Source organism: Jatrophihabitans sp. (genome assembly GCA_036399055.1).
GTDB lineage: Bacteria > Actinomycetota > Actinomycetes > Mycobacteriales > Jatrophihabitantaceae > Jatrophihabitans_A.
The window spans coordinates 24,150-47,629 of sequence record DASWNX010000019.1 but is presented as its reverse complement, the minus strand read 5'-3'; the positions used below and the strand labels follow the sequence as shown (position 1 = coordinate 47,629).

Below are 23,480 nucleotides of genomic sequence, written 5' to 3'. Positions count from 1 at the left end.
ACCGAGCTATCGCTGGCGGCTATCGAGTTGGGAATTCACACCGGCTGAATTGCTGCCGGATCGGGCGGGATTTGAACTCCACCGGCACCTCGGCAGTATTTGGCTAAAACGGTATGAGCAAGACTATTGCCTCGGTCCTCGATCGCCCGTTTTGCTGGTGCAGAAGCAAATTGTGTGCCTGGATCTCATTGAGGCCCGCATTCCGTGCCACACCGAGGTGTCTGCGGTCGCTTTCTGGGTTTGAAAAGGAGAACTCCCTAGCCAACTGAAATTCAGCCGATATGCTCGCGGCCATGGCTCTACCGTCCGCTGGTGCATCGTGCGCTTTTTCCCTTGCTCGCCGCCGGATACGACGGTGAGCAATCCGTTCGACGATCCCGACGCCCAGTACCTCGTCGTGGTCAACGGCGAAGCGCAGCACGCGCTGTGGCCGGCGTTCGCCGGCGTCCCGGCGGGCTGGACGATCGCGTTGCCGGCCAGCAGCCGGCAGGAGTGCCTGGACTACGTCGAGCGGCACTGGACGGATATGCGCCCCGCAAGCTTGATCGAGGCGATGGCGGAACAGGAGAGCATCGGTCTTGCCGGCAGCTGAGCAGTACCGCACCTTTCTCCAGCTGTTCTGCGCACAGGTCGCCGCCGGCCCCGAGTCCGTCGCCGTCGAAGCGGGAACCGAGCAGCTGACCTACGCCCAGCTCAACGCCCGCGCCAACCAGCTCGCCCACCATCTGCGCGAGCGCGGCGTCGGCCCCGACACCCGGGTCGCGATCAGCCTGCCCCGCACCCCTGAGCTCATCACCGCGCTGCTGGCCGTGCTCAAGGCCGGCGGCGCCTACCTGCCCCTGGACCCCGACTACCCCACCCAGCGGCTGGCCTACCTGCTGCACGACAGCGACCCCACCCTGCTGATCACCGACACCGCTACCTCCGCCATCGTCGGACCTGCCGTCCCGGCCGACACCTCCGTGCTCCTGCTGGACGAGACCGACGCCTGGGCCGAGGCCCCGACCACCGACCCGGACCCGCACCAGGTCGGCCTGACCCGCCAGCACCTGGCCTACGTCATCTACACCTCGGGGTCCACCGGCCAGCCGAAGGCGGTGCTGGTCGAGCACGGCCAGTTGGCTGCCATCGCCGACGCCTGGGGGCAGGTGCTGGATTTGCGCCCGGGCCTGGCGCACCTGCAGATGGCCGGCTTCTCCTTCGACGTGTTCACCGCGGACGTGGTGCGCGCGCTCGGCTTCGGCGGCCGGCTGGTGCTCTGCCCGTCCGAGCTGCTGCTCGACGGCGCCGGCCTGCTCGCCCTGATGCGGCGCAGCCAGATCGGCTTCGCCGACTTCGTCCCCGCGGTGTTGAACGCAATGCTGGAGCACTGGCAGAGCGCCGGCGCCGGCCTGCCCGCCTTGCGGACGGTGGTCTGCGGCTCCGACGTCTGGACGGCGGCCAGCGCCGCCCGGTTGCGACAGCTGTGCGGTCCGACGGTGCAGATCGTGCACGCCTACGGCGTCACCGAGGCCTGCGTCGACAGCACCCACTACGTGGTGCCCGCGCACGGGCTGGACCGGCTGGACATCCTGCCGATCGGCCGGCCGCTGCCCGGCGTGCGGATCCACCTGCTGGATGAGGCGGGGCAGCCGGCGCCCGACGGCGTGGCCGGGGAGATCTGCATCGGCGGCGCGGGGGTAGCCCGTGGCTACCTGAACCGGCCTGAGCTGAGCGCCGAGCGCTTCGTGGCCAGCCCGTTCCTCGACGGCGAGCGGCTGTACCGCACCGGCGACCTCGGCCGATGGCTGCCCAGCGGTGAGCTGGAGTTCCTGGGACGCGAGGACTACCAGGTCAAGATCCGCGGCTTCCGGGTCGAGTTGGGCGAGATCGAGGCTCGGTTGACGACCTGCCCCGGGGTGCGGGAGGCGGTGGTGACCCCCCGAGAGCTCGCCGACGGCGACCGGCGCCTGGTGGCCTACTACCTCGCCGACCCTCCCAGCGACGGCCCCGACTCCGAGAGCGAGCCGGCCGGCCCCAGCGCCGACGCCGTCCGGCAGTGGCTGGCCCAGACGTTGCCCGCGCACATGGCGCCGGCCGCCTACGTGCGCCTGGCCGCCTGGCCGCTGACGCCCAACGGCAAGCTCGACCGGCAGGCCCTGCCCGCGCCCGACGCGCAGTCCTTCGGCCAGGGTGAGCACGCCGAGCCGGTCGGGCCGCTGGAGAGCGAGCTGGCCACGATCTTCGCCGAGCTGCTCGAGGTGCGCCCGATCTCCCGGCACGACGATTTCTTCGCCCTGGGCGGGCACTCGCTGCTGGCCGCCCGGGCGATGTCGAGGATCAGCCAGCGACTGGGCCATCAGGCGCCGGCCACCGCGCTGTTCGCCGCCCCCACGGTGGCGCGCCTGGCCGAGCGGCTGACCTCAGCGCAGCAGCTGACATCAGCCGGTCAGCAGGGCCTGCCACCCATACCCGTGGCCGACCGGACCGGGCCGCTGGCGCCGTCCTTCGCCCAGCAGCGGCTGTGGTTCCTGGCGCAGCTGGAAGGCGGCAGCGAGGCCTACCACGTGGTCGAGGCGTTCAGCCTGGACGGCCCGCTGGACCGGTCGGCGCTGGCCGGCGCCCTCGACGCGCTGGCCGCTCGGCACGAGGCGCTGCGCACCCGCCTGGTTACCGTCTCAGGCTCGCCCGTTCAGCAGATCGACCCGGCCGACACCGGCTTTCAGCTGGCGATCGTGGACCTGAGCGGCCACGCCGACGCCGAGGCCGAGCTGGTCGGCATCCGAGGTCAGGAAGCCGCCGAGCCCTTCGACCTGGCCCGGGGGCCGCTGGCCCGCGGCCGGCTGGTGGTGCTGGGTCCGCGGCGGCACGTGCTGCTGCTGACCCTGCACCACGTGATGTCTGACGGCTGGTCGATCGACGTGCTGGCCCGCGAGCTCGGCGTGCTCTACGCCGCCCTGCGCGAGGGCCGGCCGGCGCAGTTGCCGCCGCTGCCGGCGCAGTACGCCGACTACGCGGCCTGGCAGCGCCAGTGGCTGAGCGGTGAGGTGCTGGCCGGCCAGTGCGAGTACTGGAAGCGGGCCCTGGACGGCGCGCCGGCGCTGCTCGAACTGCCGACCGACACCCCCCGTCCCGCCGAGCAGGACTACCGCGGTGACCAACTGCGGGTCGAGCTCGACGCCGAGCTGACCGCCTCACTGCACGCGCTGAGCCAGCGGCATGGCTGCACGCTGTTCATGACCGTGCTGACCGGCTGGGCGCTGGTGCTCAGCCGGCTGTCCGGGCAGGACGAGGTGGTCATCGGCACGCCCACCGCCAACCGCCGGCGGCCCGAGCTGGAGAACCTGATCGGGTTCTTCGTCAACACCCTGGCGTTGCGGGTCGACCTGACCGGCGACCCCACCGGCGCCGAGCTGCTGCAGCGGGTGCGCGCGGTGACGCTGGCGGCGCTGGAGCACCAGGACCTGCCGTTCGAGCAGGTGGTCGAGCTGGTCAACCCGGCTCGCAGCCTGGCCCACGCGCCGGTGTTCGGAGTCCTTTTCGCCTGGCAGAACAACGAGAATTCCGAATTGAAGCTGCCTGGCGTGCAGGTGCGCGCGCTGGGCGCGGTCAGCTCGGTGGCCAAGTACGACCTGACGCTGTCACTCGGGGAGTCCGACGGCCGGGTCGTGGGGACCCTGGAGTACGCCAGCGCGCTGTTCAACGCGGAGTCGGCCGAGCGCATCGCCGGCTACCTGCGACACGCCCTGGACCAGCTGGCCCGGCAGCCGGACCAGCCCGCCGCGACGCTGGCCCTGGTGGACGCGGCCGAACGCCGGCGGCTGGCGCAGGAGGCGCACTCCACCGACCAGCCGGTGGCCCACACCATCGCCGAGCTGTTCCGGGCACAGGTCGCCGCCACCCCGCACGCCATCGCGGTGGAGTCCGGCAGCCAGAGGCTGACCTACGCCCAGCTCGACGCCGCCGCCAACCAGCTGGCCCATCACCTGCGCGGCCAGGGCGTCGGGCCCGACTCGGTGATCGCGGTCTGCCTGCCGCGCTGCCCCGAGCTGATCGTCGCGCTGGCCGCCGTGCTCAAGGCAGGCGCGGCCTACCTGCCGCTGGACTCCGGGTATCCGGCGCAGCGGCTGGGCTTCCTGCTGGCCGACAGCCGGCCGGCGATGCTGCTCACCGACAGCAGCACCCGGGCGGCGCTGGCCGGGGCGCTGGCCCCAGGCTCGCTTGCAGTGCTCTGCCTCGACACCGACTCCGTCGGCTGGGCCGGCGCGCCGGTCCAGGACCCGGCGGTCGACCGGCTGCCCGCCCAGCTGGCCTACGTCCTCTACACCTCCGGCTCGACCGGCCAGCCCAAAGGCGTCGCCCAGACCTGGCGCACCGCCGACAACCTGGTGCAGTGGCAGCTGACCCGCGCGACAGCCGGCAGCCGGCCCGCCGCCAGGGTGCTGCAGTTCGCCTCCATCAGCTTCGACGTCTCCTTCCAGGAGGTGTGGAGCACGCTGTGCCAGGGGGCCACCCTGGTGTTGCTGCCCGACGGCAGCCACCAGGAGCTGGACCGGCTGGACCGCTTCCTGGCCGAGCACGATGTGCAGCGCGCGTTCCTGCCGTCCGCGGTGCTGCAGCAGGTGGCGGGCTTAGCAGACAGCGCCCTGCCCGGGCCGCCGTCCGGCTGCGAGATCATCACCGCCGGTGAGGCGCTGCAGGTCAACGACCAGCTGCGGGCCTGGCTGCGGCGGCTCGGCGGCGAGCGGTTCTACAACCAGTACGGCCCCACCGAGACGCACGCGGCCAGCCAGGAGGTGTTGCCGGTCGCCGACGCCGACCGCTGGCCGGCGCTGCCCTCGATCGGGACGGCCGTGGACAACACCCGGCTCTACGTCCTCGACGCCCGGTTGCAGCCGGTTCCGGTCGGCGTCGTCGGCGAGCTCTACATCGCCGGCGCCAGCCTGGCCCGCGGCTACCTGCACCGGCCGGGGTTGACCGCGCAGCGTTTCCTGCCCGACCCGTTCGGCGCGGCGGGCGAGCGGATGTACCGGACCGGCGACCTGGTCCGCCGGCATCCCGACGGCAGCCTGGATTACACCGGCCGCGCCGACCGTCAGGTGAAGGTGCGCGGCTTCCGGGTGGAGCTCGGCGAGGTGGAGAGCGCGCTGCTGGCGCTGCCCGGCGTGCGGGAGGCGGCCGTGCTGGTGCGCGAGGACCAGCCGGGTGATCAGCACCTGGTCGGCTACCTGGTTGGCGCCATCACCGTTGAGGCCGCGCGCGAGCAACTGGCCCAGCGGCTGCCGGGGCACCTGGTGCCGACCCGATGGGTGCCGCTGGAGCGGTTGCCGCTGACGGTGAACGGCAAGCTGGACCGCCGGGCGCTGCCCGCGCCGGAGCGCGCCGGTGACGCGGCCGGCTACCAGCCGCCGGCCACCGAGACCCAGGCGCGGCTGGCTGAGATCTGGGCCGAGGTGCTGCGCCTGGACCGGGTCGGGGCGCGGGATGACTTCTTCGCCCTGGGCGGGCACTCGCTGCTGGCGACCCGGCTGATCGCCGCCGTCAACCAGCGGATGTCGGCGCGGCTGTCGCTGCGCAGCCTGTTCCAGCATCCGGTGCTGGCCGACCTGGCCAGCCATCTGGCCCGCCAGTCGACCGAGCAGCCCGCCGGTGCGCTGCCGGACGGGGACGCCGCCGAGGAGGCGCTGGTGCTGCCGCGGCTGGCGCCCGACCCGGCCGGTCGCCACCAGCCCTTCCCGCTGACCGACATCCAGCAGGCCTACTGGGTGGGCCGGGACTCCACCATCTCCCTCGGCGGGGTCGGCGCGCACGGCTATGAGGAGATCCGGCTGCCCGAGTTCGACTCCGACCGCTTCACCCGGGCGCTCAACCGGTTGATCGACCGGCACGACATGCTACGGGCGGTGTTCTCCTCCGACGGCCAGCAGCGGGTGCTGGCCCAGACGCCGCCGTACCAGATGACCCACCACGATCTGCGCGGCCTGGCGCCGTCGGATGCCGACCGCGGGCTGGCCGAGATCCGGGACCGGATGTCGCACCAGCTGTTCGACGCCGGCCGCTGGCCGCTGTTCGAGTTCGCGGTGACCCTGCTCGACGGCGAGGTCCGGCTGCACCTGAGCACCGACGCCCTGATTCTCGACGCCGCGAGCACCGACCTGCTGGAGCGCGAGCTGGCTCAGCTCTACACCGACCCCGACGCCGAGCTGCCGCCGTTGGGAGTGACCTTCCGCGACTGCGTGCTCGCCGAGCGGTCGCTGCGGCAGGGCCCGCGCTACCAGCGCGCCCGGCGGTACTGGCAGCAGCGGGCCGGAAGCCTGGCCGGGCCGCCGGACCTGCCGCTGGCCCGCCAGCCCGACACCGTCCGCCGGCCGCGTTTCACCCGCTACCAGCAGGTGCTGCCAGCCGAGCAGTGGAACGCGCTGAAGGCGATCGCCGGACGGCACGGGGTGACCGCCTCGACGCTGCTGCTGACCGCGTTCGCCGAGGTGCTGGCGCTGTGGAGCCGGCAGCCGCGCTTCACCCTGAGCCTGCCGCTGTTCAACCGGCTGCCGTTGCACCCGGACATCAACTCGGTGCTCGGCGACTTCACCTCGCTGGTGCTGCTCGAGGTGGACGTGGCCGCCGACGCCGGCTTCGCCGAGCAGGCCCGCGCGGTCCAGGACCGGCTGTGGCAGGACATGGACCACTCGGCGATGAGCGGCGTGCTGGTGGTGCGCGAGCTGTCGAAGGCACGCGGCACCCAGCCCGGCGCGATGCCGGTGGTGTTCAACAGCACGGTGGGCATGGCCGACACCGCCCCCGGACAGGCGCAGTTCACCGAAGGCGACCTGGCCCGGGCACTAGGCGGCGAGACCGCGCACAGCATCACCCAGACCCCGCAGGTGTGGATCGACCACACGGTGTTCGAGGTCCAGGGCCGGCTTCAATTCAACTGGGACAGCATCGACGAGCTGTTCGGCGAGGGCATGGTGGCCCAGATGTTCGCCGCCTACTGCGCGCTGCTGGACCGGCTGGCCGAGCCGGCGGCCTGGCAGGCCACCGTCGACCAGTTGCTGCCGCTGGCCCGGCTGCAGCCGTCGGTCCAGCCGTCGCCGCCGGCGCTGCCGCTGCTGCACGAGCTGTTCCAGCGCCGGGCGCAGGCCCAGCCCGAGGCGGTCGCGGTGCTGGCGGCGGACCGGCAGCTGAGCTATGGGCAGCTGGACCTCCAGGCGCGCCGGCTGGCCGGGCGGCTGCAGGCGGCCGGCGTGCGGCCCGGCGAGCTGGTGGCGCTGAGCTTGGAACGCGGCTGGGAGCAGGTGGCGGCCACCCTGGCGGTGCTGTACGCCGGCGCCGCCTACCTGCCGATGGACCCGACGCTGCCGGCCGAGCGGGTCGCCCACCTGCTGGAGCGCACCGAGGCCCGGCTGGTGCTGGTGCAACCGGGCCGGGCCAACGCCGTGGAGCTGCCAGCCGGCGTGTCGGCGCTGGCGGTCGACGAGGGCTCCTGCGGCCCCGCCGGCCCGGACTGGCAGCCGGTGAGCCGGACCGGGGATGACCTGGCCTACGTGATCTACACCTCGGGCTCGACCGGCGCCCCCAAGGGCGTGATGATCGATCACCGCGGCGCGGTCAACACCCTCCTCGACGTCAACCAGCGCTTTGCCGTCGGCCCGGCCGACCGGGTGCTGGCGCTGTCGTCGCTGAGCTTTGACCTGTCGGTGTTCGACATCTTCGGCGCGCTGGCCGCCGGAGCGGCGGTGGTGCTGCTGAGGCCGCAGCTGGCCGGCGACCCGGCCCACTGGCTGGAGCTGCTGCACGCCCACCGGGTGAGCGTCTGGAACTCGGTGCCGACGCTGCTCGGCATGCTCGTCGAGTACGCCGAGGGCGGCCGCGAGCTGCCGCCCTCGCTGCGGCTGGTGATGCTGTCCGGCGACTGGATCCCGCTGGCGTTGCCGGGCCGGTTGCGCCGGCTCGCGCCCGCGGCCCAGGTGCACAGCCTGGGCGGCGCCACCGAGGCCTCGATCTGGTCGATCCACTACCCGATCGGCGAACTGGACCCGGCCTGGCGCAGCGTCCCGTACGGCAAGGCGCTGGCCAACCAGCAGTTCCACGTCCTCGACGACGCGCTGCGACCCTGCCCGACCTGGGTGCCGGGCCAGCTCCACATCGGCGGCATCGGCCTGGCCCAGGGGTACTGGCGCGACGAGGCCCGCACCGCCGCCAGCTTTATCACCCACCCGATCACCGGCGAGCGGCTCTACCGAACCGGCGACCTGGGCCGGTTGCTGCCCAGCGGTGACATCGAGTTCCTCGGCCGGGAGGACGGCCAGGTCAAGGTGCACGGTTACCGCGTCGAGCTGGGCGAGATCGAGGCGACGCTCGAGGCGCACCCGGCGGTGCGGGCCGCCGCGGTCCGGGTCTGGGGGCAGGCGCACGGCGACAAGCGGCTGGCCGGCTATGTGGTGGTGGACCGGGCTGGGCAGGGCCAGGATGAGCCGAGCCGGCACGAGCTGACCGAGCACCTGGCTGGCAAGCTGCCGGCTTACATGGTGCCGTCCTCGATCACCTTTCTCGACAGTTTCCCCTTGTCGACCAACGGAAAAGTCGACCGAAGCCGGCTGCCCGAGCCCGGCCGCGCGAGCCAGCCCGCGGCCGAGGCCCCGGCGGTGCGGTCACCGGCCGAGCTTCGGCTGGTGGCGATCGTCGAGGGCGTGCTGGACCAGCCGTGCATCGCGGCGGAGGCGAACCTGCTGCAACTCGGGGCCACGTCGATCGACGTCGTCCGGATAGCCAACGCGCTGTCCAGCGAGCTGGGCTTCCGGCCGCAGCTGGCCCAGCTGATGCGCAAGCCCACTCTGACCGAGCTGCTCGCGATGTTCGGCCAGCACTGCCGTGAGCAGGCGATCGCCGCCCGCGCCCAGCGCGGCGCCCAGCACGCGCCGGGCGCCTCCAGCGGTCCGGCGAGCGCGGACGGCGTCGGCGTGGTCGAGGACCCGCGGGCACGGCAGCAGCTCAAGGCGGCCGGTCTCGGGCTGCGCAGCGTCGACAGCGGCGCGCCGGCCGTCGCGCTGGCCGCCCCGACCGATCCGGCCTTCGCGCGCCGCTATGCCCAGCTGCGCTCGGTGCGGCAGTTCCGCACCGAGCCGGTCGGCGTCCAGACCTTGTCCCAGTTGCTGGCGTGGCTGTCCCAGCGCGAGCTGGACGGCCGTGGGAAGTACCTCTACGGCTCGGCCGGCAGCAGCTACCCGGTGCAGACCTACCTCTATCTCAAGCCGGGCCGGGTGGCCGGCGTGCCGGGCGGGGCGTACTACTACGACCCGAGCGAGCACCGGCTGGTGGCGGTCGGCGCCGGACGGACGCTGAGCCCGGACGCCTATGACTACTTCGTCAACCGCCCGGTGTTCCAGGCGGCCGCCTTCGCGCTGTTCCTGGTGGCCGAGCTGGCGGCGATCGAGCCGCTCTACGGGTCTGAGAGCCTGGGCTTCTGCCAGGTCGAGGCCGGTGCGATGGCGCAGTTGCTGACGATGGCCGCGCCGGAGCTGGGCGTGGGGCTGTGCGGCATCGGCTCGGTGGAGCGGGCCGAGCTGGCTCCGCTGCTGGAGCTGGGCCCGACCCACCAGCTGGTCTACTCGATGGTGGGCGGCCTGCGGGCGCCGCAGCCGGGCAGCATCGAGCTGGACGGCGCCGAGATGGACGGCGCCGAAATGGACGGCGCCGAGATGGAACAGATCGAGATATGAACGCCTACGAGCTGCTGGAGCTGTTTCACCACCATGCCGTCGGCCTCGAGGTCGCCGACGGCAAGCTCCGGCTCACCGCGCCCAAAGGCTTTCTCACCCCCGACCGGCTGGCCGCGCTCAAGCGGAACAAGCAGCAACTGATCGCCATCCTCAGCGGCGACGCGCAGCCCGGCGCCGGTCGGCTCAACCGCCGGCCGCCCTCGGACGCGCCGTTGCCGCTGTCATCCTCCCAGCGCCAGCTCTGGTATCTCGACCAGCTGTCGCCCGGAAACCCCTTCTACAACAACCCTTCCGCGTTCGAGATCACCGGCGAGCTGGACCTCACCGCGCTGCGACGGGCGGTGTCAGAGGTGGTCCGCCGGCACGAGTCGCTGCGCACCGTGTTCCCACTCGTCGACGGCGAGCCCTGTCAGCAGGTGCTGCCCGCCGGCCCGGCTCCGATGACCTTGACCGACCTCACCGGCCTGCCGGCGCCCGAGCGGCTGGAACGGGCCCGCCAGATCACCGAGGCCGACGCCCGGGCCCCGTTCGACCTGGCCACCGGACCGCTGCTGCGCACCAGCCTGCTCAAGCTGGGCCCACAGCAGTACCGCTGGCTGCTCAACGTCCACCACATCGTCGCCGACGGCTGGTCGATCGGCATCCTGGTGCACGAGGTGGGCCAGCTCTACGGCGCCTACCTGCAGGACAGGCCGTCACCGCTGCCGGAGTTGGCCGTCCAGTACCCGGACTACGCGCTGTGGCAGCGCGAGCGCGAGCCGGGGGACGCGCTGGAGTACTGGGCCTCCCGCCTCGCCGACGCGCCGACCCTGCTGGCGTTGCCGACCGACCGGCCGCGACCGGCCGCCCAGCGCTTTCAGGGCGGGCGCCTCTACGTCACCGCTGACGCCGGCACCCTCCGCGGTCTGCACGCCCTCAGCCGGGCCGGCGAGGCGACGCTGTTCATGACGCTGATGGCCAGCCTGTCGGTGCTGCTGTGGCGCTACAGCGGGCAGGACGACGTGTGCGTCGGAACGCCGTTCGCCAACCGCGACTCCAGCGAGCTGGAGCAGCTGATCGGCCACTTCATCAACACCGTGGTGATCCGCAGCCAGCTGGCGCCGGGCCAGCCCTTCTCCGAGCTGCTGGGCCAGGTGCGCCACCGGGTGCTGGAGGCCTACGCCCACGCCGACCAGCCCTTCGAGCAGCTGGTCCAGGCGCTGCGGCCGGAGCGGCACGCCAGCTACTCGCCGCTGTTCCAGGTGATGCTGGTGCTGCAGAACATGCCGCTGGGAGAGCAGGAGTTGCCCGGGCTGGCGTTGCGACCGCTGGAGACCAGCACCGGCGCGGCCCGCTTCGACCTGGCGCTGGAGGTGACCGAGCGCGGCGGTGAGCTGGAGCTGCTGTTCGAGTACGACAGCGACCTGTTCGAGCCCGCCACGATCGCCCGGATGGCGGCGCACTTCGTCCGGCTGCTGAAGCAGGTGAGCCGTGATCCGCACCGGCCGATCGGCGAGCTCGAGCTGCTCAGCGCCGCCGAACGGCAGCACGAGCTCTACGGCTACAACGCCGCCCCGCACGCCGCCGCCCTGAGCGTCGCCGCCCCGGACGCCCTGGCAGGACCGGCCGGCCTGGTCGAGCGGTTCGAGGTCCAGGCCAGCCGCTTTCCCGCCCAACTCGCGGTGGTCAGCCGAGGCCAGTCGCTGGACTACGCCACCCTGGACCGCCGCGCGAACCGGCTGGCCGCCGCCCTGATCGGCCGCGGCGTCGGGCCTGACCAGCTGGTCGGGCTGTGCATGCAGCGCTCGGTCGAGCTGGTGGTCGGCATCCTGGGCATCCTCAAGGCCGGCGCCGGCTACCTGCCGCTGGACCCGGCGCTGCCCGCCGAGCGGCTGGCCGGCATGGTCGCCGACGCCCAGCCGGCCCTGGTGCTGACCGACTCCGCTCCCACCGACTCCGCTCCCACTGACTCAGCTCTCACTGACTCAGCTCTCACTGACTCCGCTCCCGTGGGCGGGACGCCGCTGGCGGCCCTGGAGGCGGAGGGCGGGCGCGAGGACCGACCCGGCGTCGCCGTCCATCCCGCAAACCTGGCGTACGTGATCTACACCTCCGGCTCGACCGGTCGGCCCAAGGGCGTCGCGGTCAGCCACGCCAGCGTCACCACCCTGCTCGACCACTGGCTGGCCCGGCTGGGCCCGGCGCCCGGCGCGGCGGCGGCCCTGTGGTCCAGCATCGGCTTCGACGTCTCGGTGCAGGAGATCCTGCTGCCGTTGACCAGCGGTGGCGCGCTGCACCTGGCGCCGGAGGAGGTCCGGGTCGATCCCGAGGCGCTGATGGCCTGGTTGCGCGAGCATCGGATCGAACAGGCCTACCTGCCGCCGGCCTACGTCACATGGATCGACGAGGCGCCCGCCGAGCGGTTGTCCGGGCTGGCGCTGCGCCAACTGCTGGTCGGGGTCGAGCCGCTGCCCGAGCTGGCGCTGCACCGGATGTGCCAGGAGCTGCCAGGGCTGCGCGTGCTCAACGGCTATGGCCCCACCGAGACCGCCGTCTACAGCAGCGCCTATCTCGACCCCCGACCGCTGGCTCGCCAGTGCCCGATCGGCCGGCCGCTGGACAACACCCGCATCTACCTGCTGGACGAGCGGCTGCGGCCGGTGCCGATCGGGGTGGCGGCCGAGATCTACATCGGCGGCGCCGGCGTGGCCCGCGGCTACCTCGGCCGGCCAGGCCAGACCGCCGAGCGGTTCGTGCCGGACCCCTTCGTGCCGGGCGAGCGGATGTATCGCACCGGCGACCTGGGCCGGCGGTTGCCAGACGGCGATCTCTGCTATGCCGGGCGCCGCGATCACCAGGTCAAGCTGCGCGGCTTCCGGGTCGAGCTCGGGGAGGTGGAGGCGGTGCTGCGCGAGCAGCCCGGCGTGCGCGAGGCGGCCGTCCTGCTCGATGAGAGCGGCGCCGAACCACGGCTGGTGGCCGCTGTCGCGCGCGGCGAGGCCTCGGCGCAGCAGCCGGCCGAATGGCGGGAGGCGCTGTCCCGGCAGCTGCCCGGTTACATGATCCCGGCGGTGTTCCTGGAGCTGGCGGAGTTGCCGCGGACCGCCAACGGCAAGCTCGACCGCGCGGCGCTGCTGCGCCAGGGGCTGGCCGACGCGCCGATGCAGGTCAACCAGGCCAGCCCGCGCGACCACGTCGAGCTGACCCTCTACAAGATCTGGGAACGGCTGCTGCTGCAGCCCGACATCGGCATCTCCGACAGCTTCTTCGACGTCGGCGGCAGCTCCATCTCGGCCATCAAGCTGGCCCACGCCATCAACGAGGCGTTCGGCCAGCGGCTGCCGATCTCAGAGATCGTGGCGCACCCGAGTATCGAGGCGCTGGCAGCCCGGTTGCGCCGGGGCGCCGGCGGCCCGCCCGGAAACCTGATCGAGTTCCGGCCGGGCGATGCCGAGCCTGGCCAGGCCCACCGGCGGGTGGTGTGCGTGCACCCCGCCGGCGGCACCGCGTTCTGTTATCTGTCGCTGGCCAAGGCACTGCCCGCGGCGTTCGGGGTGTACGGCATCCAGTCGCCGGGGGTGAATCCCGGCGAGGCCTTTCTGCCCACGGTGGAGGCGATGGCCGAGGCCTACCTGCGGCTGATCGAGCCGATGCTCGACGGGCCGCTGGTGCTGACCGGGCTGTCCTACGGCGGGCTGGTGGCCTATGAGATGGGACGCAGGTTGGCGCTAGCCGGCAACACCAGGGTCAGCGTGCTGCTGCTGGACACTCAGGGCACCGACGACCCGGCCGAACGTGCCGAGATCGAGCCGGTGGAGCTGCCGGAGTTCCGGGACAAGCTGATTAAGTTCAACGGCATGTACCCGGGCATCGAGGACTCCCAGATCGAGCAGTACTTCCGGGTCTACAACCACAACCGGCTGAGCATGCGCGACTACCTGACACCGCCGTCGCCGGCCCGGCTGGTGCTGCTGCAGGCAGTCGCCAACCGGGACGAGGCCTCGGTCCGGCAGGCGCTGGAGTTCTGGCAGCGCCGGGCCGGTCAGGGCCTGGCTGTGGAGGTGGTGGACTGCGATCACTGGGAGATCCTGGAGACCGACGAGGTGCGGGGGGTGGCCGCGCTGATCGGCCGGGAGCTGGACTGCCTGTCACGGCCTGATGAGGTCGGGTCCGCTTCGGTCGGGTCCGATTCGGTCAGACCCGATTCGGTGGGGCTGAGCGAAACGGCAGGGCTGAGCGAATCGGTGGGGCTGAGCGAATCGGCAGGGCTGAGCGAAACGGCAGGGCTGAGCGAATCGGTGAGGCACGGATCGTGAACCAGCCGATGTCCCAGTCACTGGCGAAAGCGGTGCTGGCCCAGGCCGACCAGACGCCAGACGCCGTTGCGGTGGTCGATGGCGACCGGCGGCTGGACTACGCCGAACTGGCCGCCGCCAGCGCCGCGGTCGCCGAGGGACTGCGCCGGTCCGGCGTCGGCCCGGGCGACGCGGTCGCGGTGTGCCTGCCGCGGTCCTGGCAGCTGGTCTGCGCCATGCTCGGCATCCTGCGGGCGGGCGCGGTGGTGGTTCCTCTGGACGGGCAGAGCCCACCGGAGCGGCAGCGCCACATGCTCACCGACTCGGGCTGCGTGGCGCTCATCGGGCGCGAGGCCGACACCGCCGACCTGCCGGACGGGGTGCGGCCGCTGACGGTGGCGGCCCTGCTCGCCACCGAGACAGCCGCCGACCTCGCCACCGATACAGCCGCCGGAAACGGCCAACCCGGGACCGAGGCGGCCGGCGACTGCCCGCCCGCCCGCTTCATCTTCTACACCTCAGGCAGCACCGGCCGGCCCAAGGGCGTCGAGGTGCCCGACGCCGGCATCCTGCGGCTGGCCCGGCCGGGTTATCTCCAGCTCGACAAGGCCGCGCGCTATGCCAGCCTGTCCAACCCGGCTTTCGACGCGCTGAGCTTCGAGGTCTGGACGCCGCTGCTGACCGGCGCCTGCTGCGTGATCCTCGACGACGAGACGGTGCAGGCGCCGGAGCGGCTCGCGGCGGCGCTGCTGGCCGAGCGCGTCGACACGCTGTTCATCACGACGGCGCTGTTCAACGCGGTCATCGACCAGGTGCGGAACTGCTTCGCCGGCGTCGGCCAGGTGCTGGTGGGCGGCGAGCAGCTCAACGCCGCGCTGATCAAGCGCTGGTACCGCGACAACCCCGGCAGCCACACCGTGCTGCACAACGTCTACGGGCCCACCGAGACCGCCACGTTCGCGCTCTGCCACCCGATCCCCCGGGATTTCGACGCCGACGTGGTGCCGATCGGCCGGCCGTTGCCCGGCACCGAGGCGCTGCTGGTCACCGAGGACGGGCGCCTGGCCGCCGACGGGGAGACAGCCGAGCTTTACCTCGGCGGCGAGGCCGTCTCACTCGGCTACCGCAACCTGGCCGATGAGACGGCGCTGCGCTTCCTCCGGCTGCCGTGGCTGGACGGCGGGCGCGAGCGCTACTACCGCAGCGGCGACCTGGTCCGCCGCGACGCCGACGGCCTGATCTGCTACGTCGGCCGGACCGACCGCCAGGTCAAGGTGCGTGGCTTCCGCATCGAGCCGGGCGAGTTGGAGCGGCAGCTGCTGGCTCATCCGGCGGTGCGCCAGGCCTACGTCTGCACCCGTCGTGACGCGCTCGGCGCCAACGAGCTGCTGGCTTATCTGGTGCTGGGCCAGGAGCTGACGTTCCAGGCCTTCGAGGACCACCTGGCGGCGAGCCTGCCGTCCTACATGCGCCCGCACCGGGTGTATCTCCTCCAGTCCCTGCCGCTGACTGCCAACGGCAAGGTCGACCGGGACGCGCTGCTCAGCCGCGAGGACCCGCCATGGCGCGCCGACGCCGGCTCGGCAGCGGTCACTGAATGGCAGCGGGAGGTGCTGGACGTGGCCGCCGAGGTGCTGGGGGTGAGCGGGCTGCGCCCGGGTGACCGCTGGATCGCCAACGGCGGCGACTCCCTCAAGGCGCTGCGCTTGCGCTTTGAGGTCCGGCGGCGCTGGGGAAGCGAGCTGCCGGCCGGGCTGGTGCTGCAGGCCGAGCTCGGGCAGTTGGCCGAGGCGATCGCGACCGGTCGGGACCAGGCTGACTCGCCTTATCCGGCGCCGGTGACGGCGGCGGGCGCGAGCTCGGCGCCGGCCACCACCGAGCAGCAGCGGCTGTGGTTGTTGCAGCAGCAGGACCCGCAGTCGGTGGCCTACAACGTCGGGTTGGCTTTCCGGCTGGCCGGCGTCGTCGACGTGCCGGCGCTGCGGCATGCGGCGCGACGGGTGGTGGCGCGTCACCCGGCGTTGCGAACCGGCTTCTCTCCCGCCGCCGACGGCCTTCGCCAGGTGGTGGCCGAGCCGTATGACCCGTGGCTGGAGCCGGACCGGCAGCCCGGCTCCCCGCCGACCAGTGACTGGCGCCCGTTCGCCGACCGGCTGTTCGCCGAGCCGTTCGACCTGGCTCGGCCGAGGATGCTGCAGACCTGCTGGCTGGCCGACGGCGACGGCGGGGTGCTGCTGCTGCGGCTGCACCACATCGCCGTGGACGGCTGGTCGGTCACCTTGCTGCTGCAGACGCTCTCGGCCGAGTACGCCGCCGCGCTCGGGGCGGCCCCGGCGCCTGGCGCGGACTCCGCACCCACCCCGCTCGACTACGCCGACTGGCAGGCCGAGTGGTTCAGCCGGCCGGCCTACGCCCTCCAGCGCGCGCAGTTGCAGGCCCACTACGCCGAGCTGGCGGAGGTCTCGGAGCCTCTTGAGCCGGTGACGGCGGCGGCCCGTCCCCCCGGGCGGTTGAAGCGCGTCGAGCTGGGTCAGGCCCGCCGCGCCGAGCTTGACCGTCTCGGCGCCGAGCTGGGGCTGACCCGGTTCCAGCTGATGCTCGGGGTGTTCGCCTGGAGCCTGTACGGCGTGACCGGCCGGAACCGGCCGCTGATCGCCAGCCCGGTCGCCAACCGGCCGGTGCAGGAGTTCGAGGCCAGCGTCGGGATGTTCGCCAACACCGTGCTCATCCCGCTGCCGCTGGACCCGGCCGAGGATTTGCGGGAGCAGCTGCGACGCCACAGCGAGGCAAGCAAGGCGGTGCTGGACCGGCAGGACGTGGCGCTGGCCGACGTGCTCAGCGATCACCGGTTCCGCGAGGACGGGCCGCTGTTCGACTTTCTGTTCGTGCTGGAGAACACCGACTTCGCCAGCCTGGCGCTGCCCGGCTGCTCCAGCCGTCCGGAGTTCTCGGCCCCCGCCCACGCCAAGTGCGCGCTGACCCTGACGGTGCTCGAGCACGCCGAGGGGTTGGACTGCCTCTGGGAGTACGCCGACGCCTACTTCGACCGCGCCGACGCCCAGGCGCTGGCCGCGCTGTTCTCCCAGGGGCTGGACTGGCTGGTCGAGGGACGGTCGGCGACGTTGTCGGAATTGGTGGCCGGCTACCGCGCCGGCCTGCCCGAGCCCGGCCGGGGCCCGAGCAGGACGCTGAGCTACGCCACGGTGGCCGAGGGCTTTGACCGCCAGGTCCGGCGCTCGCCGCACGCTCCGGCGTTGCGGGCCGGCGACCGGGCCGTCAGTTACGCCGAACTCGAATCCTACGCAGGCGCCTTAGCCGCTGAGCTGCTGGCGAACTACTCGCTGCCCTCAGCTGATGACCAGCCCTGCTGCGTGGCCCTACACCTGGAGGCCTCGGTCGAGCATGTGGTGGCGCTGCTGGCGTTGGCCCGGCTCAACCTGACCATCGTGCCGCTGGACCCGGAGTACCCGCCGGAGCAGCTGCGCCACATCCTGAGCCAGATCGACCCGCTGTGCGTCCTTCTCCCACCGGACTCCACGGCTGTCATCGACACCGGCGACCTGCCCCGGCACCCGGTGCGACTGCGCGCCGCGACCGGGCCGGCGCTGCCTCCGCACGCTGGTCGGCGGCCGCTCTACACCCTGTTCACCTCCGGCTCCACCGGCACGCCGAAGGGCGTGCAGGTGCCCGATGAGGTGCTGTGCAACCTGCTGCAGTGGCAGCACGAGGCCGGTGACCTGGCGTCCGAGGCGGTCACCCAGCAGTTCTCCATGCTGTCCTTCGACGTCTCGTTCCAGGAGATCTTCTCGACGCTGTGCGGCGGCGGATGCCTGCATGTGATCGAGCCGGGCTGGCGCCAGGACGCGCCCGCGCTGCTGGAGCAACTGGACTCGGCAGGCATCGAGCGGATCTACATGCCCTACGTGGCGCTGCAGCTGCTCGCCGAGCACGGCGTCCTGCTGGGCCGCTATCCGCGAGGGCTGCGCGAGGTGGTCACCGCGGGCGAGCAGCTGCTGTGCACCGAGGCGATCCGCGGCTGGTTCTCACGCATGCCCGGCGCCCGGTTGTTCAACCACTACGGCCCCAGCGAGACCCACGTGGTCAGCAGCCTATGCCTGGACGGCGACCCGGCGCGCTGGCCGGTCCGCCCGGCCATCGGAGAGCCGGTGGCCAACCACTGGCTACGGGTGGTCGACGAGGCCGGCCAGCCCGTTCCGCCGGACTGCCCCGGCCGGCTGCTGATCGGCGGCCCGCTGGTCGCGCCGTGCTACCTGGATGACCCCGAGCTCAACCGGGCCCGCTTCCTCGAGCTGCCCGGGCTCGGGCGCTTCTTCCGGACCGGGGATCAGGCCCGGTTCGACCGGCAGGGGCTGCTGCACTACCTGGGCCGTGAGGATCACCAGGTCAAGGTGAGCGGCCATCGCCTGGAGCTGGGCGAGGTGGAGGCCGCCCTGCTGCGGCACCCGGCGATCACCGCGGCGGTGGTGGTGCTCGACGGCGAGCAGCTGGTGGCCTGCCTGCAGTGCCGCGCGGACCCGCCTTCGGTTGCCGAGCTGGCCGAGCACCTGGCCCCGCTGCTGCCCTCCTACGTGCGGATCAACCGGTTCCGCCTGCTGGCGGCGTTGCCCAGGACCGCCAGCGGCAAGCTGGACCGCCGCCGGATGCTGAGCGCGCCGGGTGAGGAGCTGCGCCAGCGCACCGGCGACGCGCTGGACCTGACCACGCGGCAGGCTCAGCTGAGCGAGCTGTTCGAGGCGGTCATCGGCAGCCCGATCTCCCTCGATGAGCGGTTCTTCGACGCCGGCGCGTCCAGCCTCGGCCTGATGCGCTTTCAGCTGCGCTGCACCGCCGAGCTGGGATTGTCGCTGAGCATCGCCGACCTCTTCGAGCACGTCACCATCCGCGGGCTGGCCAGGTTTGTCGACGGCGCCGCGGACCAGCCTCGGATCGGCGGCGGCGTCCGCGTCGCGGACCGTCCCGACACTGCCGAGCCGGCACCGGCCGGATCGGCGATCGAGCCGATCGCGGTGATCGGCATGGCGGTCCGGCTGCCCGGCGCCAGTGACCTGGCCGCTTTCTGGGACCTGGTGTGCGCCGGCCGGCGGGGCATCGAGCATTTCGACGCCGCCGACGGGCTGGTGGGCGCCCGCAGCCAGCTGGACGGCGTGCTGGCCTTTGACCCGGGCCATTTCGGGATCAGCCGGCAAGAGGCCCTGCTGATGGATCCGCAGCAGCGGCACCTGCTGATGAGCTGCGTCCAGGCGCTGGCCCATGCGGGCATCGCCGAGCCGGCCGATCAGCGGGTCGGGCTGGTGGCCAGCTGCGGTGAGAACACCTACTTCCAGTCGATGCTGCGCGAGGGCGACCCGGCCCGGCTGCCGGACAGCTTCCAGCTGGCCCTGCATCATGACAAGGACTTCCTGGCCACCAAGGCGGCCTATCACCTGGGCCTGACCGGGCCGGCCTTCACCGTGCAGTCCGCCTGCTCCAGCTCGCTGCTGGCAGTGCACGTCGCCGCCGGGATGCTGCGCCAGGGCGACAGCGAGGTGATGCTGGTCGGCGGTGTGCTGGTCGACCCGCTGCTGAGCCAGGGTTACCGCTACCGGCCGCAGCACGTCTTCTCCTCCGACGGCCACTGCCGCCCGTTCAGCGACGACGCCAGCGGCACCATCGGCGCCAGCGGGGTCGGCGTGGTGGTGCTCAAGCCACTGCGGCTGGCCCAGCGCGACGGCGACACCGTCTACTCGGTGATCACCGGCTCGGCGGTCAACAACGACGGCTCCGCCAAGCTCAGCTACAGCGCACCGGCGCTTGCCGGCCAGCGCGAGGTCATCCGGTCGGCGTTGCGGCGCAGCGGTCGCACCAGCGCCGAGCTGGGCTACGTCGAGGCGCACGGCACCGGCACCCGGCTCGGTGACCCGGTCGAGGTCGGCGCGCTGCGCCAGGCCTACGAGCTGGCCGAGTCCGCCCAGTGCGCGCTGTCCTCGGTGAAGAGCCAGATCGGGCACCTCGGCGCAGCGTCCGGGGTCATCGGGCTCGTCCGCGCCACCCTGGCGGTGCATGCGGGGGTGATCCCGCCGAATGTCGACTTCCACCGTCTCAATCCGGAGCTCGGGCCCGACCCGGCGCCGTTCTACATCCCGACCGAGGCGGCGCGCTGGCCGGCCGGGCGGCCGCGGGTGGCCGCGGTGAGCAGCTTCGGCATCGGCGGCACCAATAGCCACTTGGTGCTGGAGGCCGCTGAATCGTCACCGTCGTCACCATGGGCAGCGCCCCAGTCGGCACCGTGGGCAGCGCCCCAGTCGGCAGCCGGCGCTGGTTGTCCGCCCGCCCTGCTGATGCTGTCCAGCAGCAGCGCCGCGGCCCTGCGCGCCGACGCCGACCGGATCGCTGACTACCTGACCGGGCGCCCCGAGAGCTATCGGCAGGTCCTGCGGCACCTGCAGGCCGGCCGGCCCGCTCGCCGCTGGCGGATGGCGGCGCACTGCCCGGATGTGACCAGCGCGGTGGCATGGCTGCGCACGACAGCCGGGGTGCTGGCACCCCCCGGTGAGCCGGTCGAAGCCGGTGAGCCGGTCGATGATCAGCGGATCGAGGCGCTGAGCGCCGCCTGGCTGAGCGGCGCCACGCTCCGCTGGCCTGCCGGACCATCCCAGCCACCGTGGGACTTCCCGCCGCCGGCCTTCGAGCTCGCGGAGTTCGACTTCGGACGGGCGGCGCCGGCAACCGCCCAGCCCGCTCCGGCGGCTCCGCCCGCCCTGGAGCGTCTACCTGAGGACGCCTGGCTGCACCAGCCGCAGTGGGCGCGATGGCGCCGCGCAGCCGTCGGCGGCGGCGCCCGGACATCCCGGCTGCTGGTCATCATGACGGCTCGGCCGGCGCCGGCCGAGGCGTTGCGGCCCTTCGACGAGGCCTACTCCCGGGTGGTCCGGGTCAGCGCCGGGGACGCATTCGCCAAGCTGGCCGGTGACGACGCCTACCAGGTCGATCCAGGTGACCCGGCATCCTTGTCGCGGCTGCTGAACGAGCTGAGCCTTCCGGCTGAGGTCGGCATCGATTGGCTGCACGCGCTGCCGTTGGCGGTCGACGGTCCGGTCGGCCAGCACGCGCTCAGCCGCGCCGGCTGGGCCTGCCTGGACACGCCGGCTGCGCTGCTGCAGGCGGTGGCCGGCCTCCCGGCGGCTATCGGACTGCGGCTCTGGTGGCTGTCCTACCAGGGGCAGCCGGTCCAAGGCGACGTCGCGCGGCCGGAGTTCGGCCTGCTGGCCGGCGCCTGCGAGGTGGCGCCCCAGGAATGCGGTGTCGACGGGCGGTGGCTGGACCTGCCCTGCCCCGACCCGGCCGACTGGGCGGCGCCGCTGGCAGCGCTGCTGGCCGGGATGGGCACCGGCGCCGAGGTCGGACTGCCGCGACGGCTGGCACTGCGCCAGGGCTACTGGTGGCAGCCGGCGACCCTGCCGGTGACCGCGCCCGAGCCGGTCGGCAGCGCGGTCGACGGCGTTGCCGGGACAGCCGGCGGGCCGCCCATCGACGGCGGCGTCTACCTGGTCCTGGGCGGCACCGGCGGTGTCGGCAGCAGCATCGCCGGCTGGCTGCTGGCTCAGGCCGACTGCCGGGTGGTCCTGTTGGCCCGGCGCGCGAAGCTGCCGGCTGACCTCGCGAGCTGGGCTGACCGGATCGAGCTGGTCGAGGCCGACCTGGCCCAGGAGCCGCTTGAGACGGTGCTGGGCCGGCTCGAGCGACACCTCGACCGGCTCGACGGGGTGGTGCATGCCGCCGGCGTGGCAGCCGGGGCTCTGATCGCCCGGCGCGACGCGGCCGCGATGCGGCAGGCGATGGCCGCCAAGCTGCACGGCTGCCTGCTCGTGGAGGGCCTTATCCAGCGCTACCAACCGGCCTTCGCCGCCTACTGCTCCTCGATGTCGGCTCTGTTCGGAGGCATCGGGCAGCTCGACTACGCCGCCGCCAACGGCCTGACCGACGGCTTCGCCCGCTATCGGGGCCAGGCTGAGAGCACTGAGCGCCTGGGCATCGACTGGGACGTCTGGAGCGAGGTCGGCATGGCGCGCCAGGCCCTGCGCGGCGACGCCCGCCACCAGGCGCACCTGGCTGTCGGGCTCGCGGTGGCCGAGGCCCAGCGGGTGTTCGCCCGGGCGTTACGGCTGGGGCTGCCGCAGGTGCTGGTCAGCACCACCCCTCTGGAACAGGCCCGTGATTTCTACGCGCCGACGGCCGGCGCGGGCCATCACGCGGACCGCGCGCCGGTGCCGCCGATGGGCTCGACCGCCGACGGCGCCAGGACGGTCACCACCGCGACCAGCTTGCCGCACTCGAACGGCTTGCCGCACTCGAACGGCTGGGTGGCCGAGCACCTGGCGGACTGCCTGTGTCGCTGGCTGGGCGTGGACCGACTCGATCCCGCCGCCTCGCTGTATGACCTGGGCGCCGACTCGCTGGTCCTGCTGGACCTGATCGGTGAGGTGAAGCAGCGCTTCGGCGTCGACATCGAGCTGGCCCGGCTGAGCCACCGGGCCAGCCTGGCTGAGGTGCTGGCCCAGTACGAGGCGACAGCCGGCGGCGCCGCACTGGCGCCAGGCGCGGCAGCGACGGACGGCATCGCCGCCGGCGCGGCGACCGGCGACGGCTCCGGCGAGCCGGTGACGGTCGAGGTCTGGCAGACCGGCACCGGAAACGACCTGCTGTGCCTGATCCACCCGGTGGGTGGTGACATTCAGGCCTACCGGTCGCTGGTGTCGGCGCTGGACCCACGGCTGACCGTCTGCTTGATCGCCGACCCCGCGCTGTACCGGCCGGAGCTGCCGCCGTGGTCGCTGGACGAGCGCGCGCGGCGCTATCACCAGGCGTTGCACAAGCGCTTTCCCCGAGCCCAGCGGCGCTGGCGGCTGGCCGGCTGGTCATTCGGCGCCTGGGTCGCGCTGGCCATGGCCGCCGAGTGCGAGGCGGCCGGTCAGCCGGCGACCGCGCTCTACCTGCTCGATCCGCCACCACCCGGCAGCGGGACGTCCCTGCAGGCCTACGACGAGCAACAGCTAAGGACCGTGTTCGCGCTGGAGCTCGGGCACGGCGCGAAGGCGAGTCACCCGTCCGACGCCCCGACAGCCGGCGTCCCCACGGTGGACCGATCAGCGGCGGGCGGTGGGGTCGAGGCAGCGGCCTACGCCGACCGGTTGGCGCGCTGCTGCCGCGCCAACCTGGCCAGCATGGCGCACTACGAGCTGCCGGCGCTGGCCGAGACGCCGACCGAGCTGTGGCTGGCCGGCCGGCCGGTGGCGGGTCTGCCCGAACAGGGCTCGGCAGCGCAGAGGCGACAGCTGTGGCACGCGCTGCTGCCGGGTCTGGTCAGCTGTTCGGTGCTGGACACCACCCACTACGGCATCGTCCGCCCGCCGATGGCGCAGGCGATCGCCCAGAGCGTGAACGCGGCCCTCGACGCGGCCGAGCTGCCGGTGTATGAGAACTGCTGACCGTGTGCTGAGAGCTGCGGCCT

4 protein-coding genes are annotated in these 23,480 nt (G+C 72.8%); all 4 read left to right on the top strand.

The features are described from left to right. Positions 1 to 355 precede the first annotated feature (355 nt). From VGB75_07585 to VGB75_07570, 4 genes are read left to right on the top strand one after another with little or no spacing between them, the layout of a single operon-like run. Positions 356 to 592, top strand: coding sequence for an MbtH family protein (locus VGB75_07585; GenBank protein ID HEY0166886.1), 237 nt, complete (start codon positions 356 to 358; stop codon positions 590 to 592). Continuing rightward, positions 579 to 9,698 carry an amino acid adenylation domain-containing protein gene (locus VGB75_07580; protein HEY0166885.1) on the top strand — a complete coding sequence of 3,040 codons (9,120 nt, stop codon included), beginning with the start codon at positions 579 to 581 and terminating at the stop codon, positions 9,696 to 9,698. The genes VGB75_07585 and VGB75_07580 overlap by 14 nt, the downstream gene beginning before the upstream one ends. Then, a complete protein-coding gene (locus VGB75_07575; protein ID HEY0166884.1) occupies positions 9,695 to 13,993 on the top strand; it encodes an amino acid adenylation domain-containing protein in 4,299 nt (1,432 codons plus the stop codon). Before VGB75_07580 ends, VGB75_07575 begins: the two co-directional genes overlap by 4 nt. Then, on the top strand, positions 13,990 to 23,457 hold the full coding sequence (locus tag VGB75_07570; GenBank protein HEY0166883.1) for an amino acid adenylation domain-containing protein: 9,468 nt from the start codon (positions 13,990 to 13,992) through the stop codon (positions 23,455 to 23,457). Before VGB75_07575 ends, VGB75_07570 begins: the two co-directional genes overlap by 4 nt. Positions 23,458 to 23,480 lie beyond the last annotated feature (23 nt).

Excerpts from the sequence above, each read along its gene's own strand:
- VGB75_07575 (HEY0166884.1), top strand. The coding sequence starts at position 9,695 with ATGAACGCCTACGAGCTGCTGGAGCTGTTTCACCACCATGCCGTCGGC.